Source organism: Deinococcus sp. (genome assembly GCF_030523985.1).
GTDB lineage: Bacteria > Deinococcota > Deinococci > Deinococcales > Deinococcaceae > Deinococcus.
The window spans coordinates 3,910-10,536 of the sequence record NZ_JAUNHK010000089.1 but is presented as its reverse complement, the minus strand read 5'-3'; the positions used below and the strand labels follow the sequence as shown (position 1 = coordinate 10,536).

Sequence of the window (6,627 nt, the reverse complement as noted above, 5' to 3'; positions counted from 1 at the left end):
TTCTCCTGCTGACGGTGCAACTGCTGCTGCTGTGGCTGTTTCGCCGGATAAGCACCATTCTGCGCATGCACAGGCAGTTGCGCCAGTCCTACGAAGAAGAACTCCATTTTGCGCGGCAACTGCTCGAATGCAGCGGCGAGGGAATGATCGTGCTGGACGCCGAGGGCGAAGTCAGGTACGCCAACAGCGTGGCCTGCGAGCTGCTCGGGTATCCGCACGGAGAAGTGGTGGGCCATCCCATGCTCAACCTGATTGACCCCGCGCACCACCAGCCTATTCGGGAACAGTGGCGCACGTCCTGGGGCTGTCAGGGGCAGACCTACGCCCTGCAAATCCGGGATGGCGAGGGCCAGCTCCGTTCGCTGCGGGCCGTCACCAGCCCCCGCTGGCACCACGGGCGCATCGTGGGCAGTTTTGCGGCCCTGTCGCCCCACAGCCCGGCCCCCGTCAGCGCCCCCGCCGCCGGGCGGCCCAGCGTTCCAGTGCCGTGACCACCACGTAGAGCAGCACCCCGAAAGCAATCAGCAGGGCGATGGCGGCGAACTGTCCGGCCTTGTCCTGATACATCCCCGCTTCCTGCACCCGGAACCCCAGCCCCTTCTGGTTGGGGTCGGTAAATTCCCAGACCACCGCGCCAATCAGGGCCAGGCTGACCGAGAGCCGCAGCCCGCCGAGCAGGGTCGGGAGGGCGCCGGGCAATTCCAGCCGCGTCAGCCGTTGCCAGGGGGTCGCTCCCAGCGAGTGAAACAGTTCGTGGTAGGTGCGGTCTACCTCGCGCACGCCGACCAGGGCAGTTACCAGCATGGGATAGAGCGCCGACAGGCCCGACACCAGCACGGCAGGCAGCGCCCCGAAGCCCAGCCACGACACCAGCAGCGGCGCGAGCACCACGATAGGCGTGCTTTGCGAGGCCACGATAAACGGGCTCAGGAAGCGTTCCAGGGCGCGGGATTTGGCGACCGGGTAACCCAGCAGCAGCCCCGCCAGCCCGCCCAGCAGCGTACCGAGCAGCGCCGTGCGGGCCGTGACCCACAGCGCCTCCAGCAGCGTGGGCGCGTTGCCGACCAGTTTGGCCCAGACCGCGCCGGGCGTGGGCAGCAAGAAAGGCTGATTCAGCCGCGCTGCCAGCAGTTGCCACGCCAGCCCCGCCAGCGCGAGGGCCAGCAGTGGCAGCCACGCCGAGCCACCCCGCGCCGGACGCTCGGGGGGCCGCAGCCGCGTCGAGTCGCCCGCGCCGAGCAGGTCACGCAGCCGGGCCTCGACCCCCTCGGTGTAGGCACTGACCCGCCCCGCGCCCCGCGTGTCCAGCACCTCCACCACCCGGCCCCCCCGCAGCACCGCCACCCGGTCGGCCAGCAGCGCGGCCTCGCGGATGGAATGGGTCACGAGAACGGTGGTGCGGCCCGTTTTTTCGTGCAGGCGGCGCAATTCTTCGTTAAAACGTTCGCGCACCAGGGCGTCGAGGGCGGCAAACGGTTCGTCCAGCAGCAGAATGTCGCCGCTCTGTGCCAGGGCGCGGGCCAGTGCCACCCGCGCGCGCATCCCGCCCGAAAGCTGCGCGGGAAAATAGTCGGCGTAGGCGGTCATGCCGACCAGTTCGAGCGCCTCGGCAGCGGGCAGCCCTCCCCCCTGCTCGGGGCCACCACTGCCCAGGTCGGCGGGCAGTTGCACGTTTCGCAGCGCCGTGCGCCAGGGCAGCAGGCGGTAGTCCTGAAACACCAGCGCGGGCGGCGAGGCCACCTCGACCCGGCCCGAGTGTGGCCTTTGCAGCCCGGCGATGACCCGCAGCAGCGTACTCTTGCCGCCCCCGCTCGACCCGATAATCGCCAGAAATTCGCCGCGCCGCACGTCCAGAGTGATGCCGCTCAGCACCGCAACCCCGCCGAGTTGCACGCTGACTTCCTGCAGGCGAATGGGAGTGTCCAGCCGAGCCTCACCCACGGGGCCGCCCCCGCGTGTTCACCAGCACCACCCCGGCCAGCGCCACCGCCCCGCCCAGCAGCGTCGTCAGGGTCGGCACCTCGCCCAGCAGCGCCCAGGCCATCAGGATGGCGAGAACCGGCGAAACGTACAGAAACGAGGACGTGGTGCTCGCCCCCACCCGCGCCATCGCGAACGTCCAGGTCATGTAGGCCAGAGCACTCGGAAAGACGCCCAGGTAAATCAGCGCGAGGTGCGCCGACAGCGGAGCCGCCCGCCACTCGGCCCCGAAGCCCGGCAAAAAGACCAGCATGGGCAGCGTGCCCAGAATCAGGCTCCAGACGGTGAACGGCAAGGCCCCGACCCGCGCCACCACCCCCTTTTGAAAGACGAAGTACAGACTGGTGAAAAAAGCCGCCGCCAGCACCATCACCGCGCCCTGGGTAAAAGCGACCCCCTGGCCCCGGCCCAGCACGATCAGCGCCACTCCGCCGAGGCTGACCGCCGTGCCCAGCCAGCCCAGCGCATTGAGCCGCTCGCCCGTGAAGCGCACCGCCAGCAGCGCCGTGATGACCGGCCCCACGGCAATCAGCAGACTGGCGGTTCCGGCGGGCACGCTCTGCTGACCGTAGTTGAGCAGCACGTGGTAGAGCGAGATGCCCGCCACGCTCAGCAGGCCGATCTGCCCCAGGTCACGCCGGGAGGGCACAGGCTGGCGCGTCAGGCCCATGTAGACGAACAGGGTGAGACTCGCCACCAAGAAGCGGTAGAGGGCGAGGTGACCCGGCGAAAAGAACTCCAGCCCCACGCGAATGCCGCTGAAGGCCGAGGCCCAGAACAGCAGCGTCACCAGGATGGCAGCGAGGGAAAGCGGGTCGAGGCGTCCCTGAACGGGAGCAGCAGAAGTCATGGGGGCCAGAATAGGTCAGCCGCCTGCCTGCGGGAGGCTTGTATAGCGCCTGCCGGGTGATAAAGTGTTTTCCGCGCCGAGCGCCCTTAGCTCAGCTGGATAGAGCAACCGCCTTCTAAGCGGTCGGTCAAAGGTTCGAGTCCTTTAGGGCGCGCCACGAAAAAACCCCGTCATAGGCGGGGTCTTTTTTATTGCTCAGCCTTCGACCGATTCTCGCAGCCACGACAGGAACTCGGGCGAGGCGCGGTCAAAGGGCAGCGCCACGATTTCGGGAACCTCGTAGGGGTGAAGCGACTTGATACGCGCTTCGAGGGCCGGGTACTGCTCGCCCACGGTCTTGATGAGCAGCAGGGTTTCCGGGTCTTCGGCCACCTCGCCCTCCCAGCGGTAGATGCTGTGCAGGCCCGGCATGACATTGACGCACCCGGCCAGCCGCTCCGACACCAGCGTGCGGGCCAACTCCTGGGCGCGTTCCGGGGGAACCGTGACAAGAACGACGAGTGCCATAGGCCCCAGCATACCCGCTCGGCCCTGCGCTCACCCGGCGTATGAAGCAAGTCAGGGCAAAGGCTGAATGGTGCAAGTTTCGGCAGGTACGTCGGGCGCGTTCGTCGCCACCACCAGGGTTTCGCCCGGCTTCACGAAGCCCTGGCAGCGGGCCAGCGTCTGCATGTAGTCGGGGTCGGCGGCGGCCTGCTCGGCGGCCTTGATTTGCCGCAACTGCCCCTGCAAATCGGCCACCCGCGCCTTGACTTCTGTCGTTTCGCCTCTCCAAATCCAGCTGCGGTAAAGGTTGTTGCCTATCTGAAAGGTCAGTTGCACGCTGCCCAGCAGCAGCAAAAGCCACGTCACCATCATGGTGAGGGGCAGACGCATGAGCAAGCGTCCCCGCAAGCGCAGCGTCTCCTGCCAGGGGCGTGACTCAGGCCGGGGAGAAGCGTCCATCGCTGCGGAGGATAGCAAGTTGGCCTTAACTGTGCAGGGCCGCCAGCGCCGCGCCCACCACGCCTGCGTTGGCGCCGAGTTGCGCCCGGCGAATGGTGACCGGAGCAAAGCCACGTGCGTACTCGTCGGCGGCCCGCTGCACGCCCTGGAAGAAATAGTCGCCCACCGCCGACACCCCGCCGCCAATCACGAAGACTTCGGGGTCAATCACTTTTTGCAGGTCGGCCAGCGCAATGCCGATGTGCCGCATGGCCTGCTCCACCACACGCCGCGCTGCCGGGTGGCCTTGCTCGGCCAGGGCAAAGGCTTCGGCGGTGCCGACTTCGCGGTTCAGGGCATAGCTGGCGTCACGGGCAATCGCCGTACCGCTGGCGACGGCTTCGAGTGCACCGTCCAGTCCCGCGCCGCTGACCGGGCCACCGGGCATGACCGTGACGTGGCCCAGTTCGCCCGCGATGCCGTGCCGCCCGCGCCAGATTTTGCCGTTCAGCACCAGCCCCGAGCCGATGCCCGTACTGACGGTGACATAGATGCTGCTCTCGGTGCCCCGCGCCGCGCCCAGGTGGGCTTCGGCCAGCGCCGCCGCCTTCGCGTCGTTTTCCAACACGATGCGCTGGCCCAGGCGCTCGCGCAGTCCGTCCACCAGCGGCACGTCGGTAAAGCCGTAGATGTTGGGCGCGAATTTGACGCGGGTGCGGTCGGCGTTGAGCGGCCCCGGCACGCCCACGCCAATCAGTTGGGCGTCGGGATGCTGGGCCTGAAGGTCACGCACCTGCGCGGCGATGGCGTCCAGCACCGCTTCCCATCCGGTTTCCGGGGTGGGCTGCACATGCTGGGCCTGCAACACGTCGCCGCGCAGCACCCCACAGGCGATTTTGGTGCCGCCCACGTCGATGCCGATACTGACCGGAGCCGAAACAGAAAGCTGTGTCATGGGGCGAGTCTAGGACAGCCCGCTCAGTCTGTCTCGCCCGGAGGCGGCGCGGGGTCTTCGCCCAGCAGTTCCAGCGCCTCGTCCCACTGCACCAGCGGCACGTAAAGCGCCACGTCGCCCAGATAGCCGCCCGTTTCGATTTCGATGACCGGACTCGCCATCACCCACTGAAACGGCGTGCGAATCACGCTGACCACGCCGCCCTGCGCCAGCGTGCGCCGCCAGCCTTCGGCCAGCAGACGCGGCAGCGTGTCGAGGCGCACCCAGGGGTCGCCCTGGTACAGCACCCGGTCCTGATAATTGGCGCGAGTCACGACCCGCCCTGACTTTCCGGCTTACCCAGGACGCGGGCCAGCAGGGTACGAATTTCGGGTTCCAGCGGTTGCGGGCGCAGCTCGCCCTCGGCCACTCGCACCTGTACCGTGCGCGAGTAGGCACAGAGCCGCCCGTCGGCCAGCATCCGGCAAACCGTCGTCCAGGACGTGTTGCCGATGCGCTCGATGACCAGTTCCACCACCACTTCCTGTCCCCGGCGGACTTCGTGCAGGTAGTCGATTTCCTGGCGGGCAATCACCGAGCGGTCGAGGTGTTCGGGAAGCTCGAGTGCCTCGGCCATCAGCACGCGGGCCGTCTCGAAATACTGCACGTACACGGCGTTGTTCAGGTGGCCCATGGTGTCGAGGTCGGCGTAGCGCATCTGAATGGAAGTGCGGAAGGCACGGCTCCAATCGAGTCCGGCGTAGGCGTCTTCGGGTCGGGGGCGGGAAACAGGCGCAGTCACGCGGTCCAGTGTATCCCCCGCGCTAAACTCTTCGTTATGACGGCACCGCTCACCACCGCCCAAATCCGCGAAAAGTTCCTCCATTTTTTTGAATCCAAGGGCCACCTGATTCTGCCCAGCCACTCCACCATCGCCCCCGACCCCACCACGCTGTTTACGGTCGCCGGGATGCAGCCTTTCAAAGAGAACTTTATGGGCGCGCCTGCCGTGTTCGACGGCACCGCCAGCAAGCGCGTGACCACCGCGCAAAAGTGCGTGCGCGTGGGCGACATCGAAAACGTGGGCCGCACCCGCCGCCACCTCAGCCTGTTCGAGATGATGGGCAACTTCTCCTTCGGCGACTACTTCAAGCGCGACGCGATTCACTGGGCCTGGGAGTTCCTGACTGGGCCTGAGTGGATGGGCATGGACAAGGACAAGATGTACGTCACCATCTACAAGGACGACGAAGAAGCGTTCGGTTACTGGACGCAGGAAGTGGGCCTCCCCGCTGACCACATCCACCGCTTCGATGCCGACGAGAACTTCTGGCCCGCCAACGCGCCCCTGGAAGGCCCCAACGGGCCGTGCGGCCCCTGCTCGGAGATTTACTACGACCGTGGCCCCAAGTACGGCGACGACACTTGGGCCGACTACTACCAGACCCGCGAGAGCGCCCGCTTTCTGGAAGTCTGGAACCTCGTGTTCCCGCAGTTCGACCGTCAGGACTTGGACGCGAACGGTCAGCCCGTCCTCAAGGATTTGCCCTTCAAAAACATCGATACGGGCATGGGCCTGGAGCGCGTCGCCAGCGTGGTGCAGGACGTTCCCGACTTTTACTCCAACGACGTATTCAAGCCGATTGTTGACCGTGTGGCAGACCTCAGCGGCAAGCCTTACGAGGGCGAAACCAGCGTGTCTCACCGCGTGGTGGCCGAGCATATTCGCAGCGTGAGCATGATTCTGGCCGACGGCGTGGCCTTCTCCAACACGGGGCGCGGCTACACCACCCGCAAAATTGCCCGCCGCGCCATTCGTCACGGCTACATGCTGGGCTTCCGCGAGCCGACGCTGTACAAGCTGGTGGAACTGGTCGTGGCAGGCATGGGCGAGGCGTACCCCGAACTGAAGCAGAATCAGGCCAAAGTGGAAAAGGCG

Annotated in this window: 9 protein-coding genes and 1 tRNA gene; 3 read left to right on the top strand and 7 right to left on the bottom strand. The window is 66.7% G+C overall.

Translation table 11 applies throughout. The annotated features are described in order from the left end of the window. Positions 1-491 (top strand): PAS domain-containing protein (locus tag Q4C89_RS11730; RefSeq protein ID WP_303102799.1); only part of this gene is annotated, 491 nt, incomplete at its 5' end. Here Q4C89_RS11730 and Q4C89_RS11725 read toward each other — a convergent pair. Next, on the bottom strand, positions 448-1,941 hold the full coding sequence (locus Q4C89_RS11725) for an ABC transporter permease subunit (RefSeq protein WP_303102798.1): 1,494 nt from the start codon (positions 1,939-1,941) through the stop codon (positions 448-450). The genes Q4C89_RS11730 and Q4C89_RS11725 overlap by 44 nt on opposite strands. Next, the gene (locus tag Q4C89_RS11720) at positions 1,934-2,830 is read right to left on the bottom strand and encodes a DMT family transporter (RefSeq protein ID WP_303102797.1); all 897 of its coding nucleotides are present in this window, start codon (positions 2,828-2,830) and stop codon (positions 1,934-1,936) included. Before Q4C89_RS11720 ends, Q4C89_RS11725 begins: the two co-directional genes overlap by 8 nt. A gap of 80 nt (positions 2,831-2,910) precedes the next feature. On the opposite strand from Q4C89_RS11720, the gene Q4C89_RS11715 reads away from it, so the two are divergent. Beyond that, positions 2,911-2,987, top strand: a tRNA-Arg gene (locus tag Q4C89_RS11715). Positions 2,988-3,025: 38 nt separating this feature from the next. Here Q4C89_RS11715 and cutA read toward each other — a convergent pair. The 5 genes from cutA to Q4C89_RS11690 all read right to left on the bottom strand — a co-directional run bounded on the left by cutA (position 3,026) and on the right by Q4C89_RS11690 (position 5,490). Further along, complete coding sequence (gene cutA / locus Q4C89_RS11710) at positions 3,026-3,337, bottom strand: divalent-cation tolerance protein CutA (RefSeq protein ID WP_303102796.1); 312 nt, start codon at positions 3,335-3,337, stop codon at positions 3,026-3,028. A 51-nt stretch (positions 3,338-3,388) separates the two neighbouring features. Then, complete coding sequence (locus Q4C89_RS11705; RefSeq protein ID WP_303102795.1) at positions 3,389-3,706, bottom strand: cell division protein FtsB; 318 nt, start codon at positions 3,704-3,706, stop codon at positions 3,389-3,391. Between the two features lie 94 nt (positions 3,707-3,800). Further along, positions 3,801-4,709, bottom strand: coding sequence for an ROK family protein (locus tag Q4C89_RS11700; RefSeq protein ID WP_303102794.1), 909 nt, complete (start codon positions 4,707-4,709; stop codon positions 3,801-3,803). 23 nt (positions 4,710-4,732) lie between these two features. Continuing rightward, on the bottom strand, positions 4,733-5,023 hold the full coding sequence (locus tag Q4C89_RS11695; protein WP_303102793.1) for a hypothetical protein: 291 nt from the start codon (positions 5,021-5,023) through the stop codon (positions 4,733-4,735). Further along, the gene (locus Q4C89_RS11690) at positions 5,020-5,490 is read right to left on the bottom strand and encodes a thioesterase family protein (protein WP_303102792.1); all 471 of its coding nucleotides are present in this window, start codon (positions 5,488-5,490) and stop codon (positions 5,020-5,022) included. Before Q4C89_RS11690 ends, Q4C89_RS11695 begins: the two co-directional genes overlap by 4 nt. 36 nt (positions 5,491-5,526) lie before the next feature. Between Q4C89_RS11690 and Q4C89_RS11685 the strand changes: the two genes are divergently transcribed. Further along, positions 5,527-6,627 (top strand): alanine--tRNA ligase-related protein (locus Q4C89_RS11685; protein ID WP_303102791.1); only part of this gene is annotated, 1,101 nt, incomplete at its 3' end.